The sequence below is a fragment of the Stenotrophomonas sp. SrG genome, assembly GCF_050031795.1.
In the GTDB taxonomy this organism is placed as follows: Bacteria; Pseudomonadota; Gammaproteobacteria; order Xanthomonadales; family Xanthomonadaceae; genus Stenotrophomonas; species Stenotrophomonas rhizophila_A.
In genome coordinates, this window is the sequence record NZ_JBNBBE010000146.1 from 1 (window position 1) to 289 (window position 289).

The 289-nt window shown below is 62.6% G+C and carries 1 protein-coding gene; it reads right to left on the bottom strand.

Features of this window, described 5'->3' with window-relative positions; all coding sequences use genetic code 11:
• The coding region (locus tag ACQG3P_RS19310; protein WP_426805939.1) for an ATPase, T2SS/T4P/T4SS family at positions 1-289 on the bottom strand (289 nt) is incomplete at both ends.

Consider the following 289-nt stretch of genomic DNA (forward strand, 5'->3'; position numbering starts at 1 on the left):
CCGGCCGCTTGCAGTTGTTGCACAGTCGGCGCGCAAGTCGCTGAGCACTCACAAGCGTGACCGACCGGCTGATGTTGAACGGTGCAATACCCATGTTCATCAGGCGCGCGATGGTCTGCGGACCGTCGTTGGGATGCAGGGTGGAGAGCACCATGTGGCCGGTCTGCGCTGCCTTGACGGCGAGCTCGGCCGTTTCCAGATCGCGGATTTCGCCGACCATGATGATATCTGGATCCTGTCGCAGGAAGGAGCGCAGCGCGGCTGCGAAGGTCATGCCGCGCTTGACGTT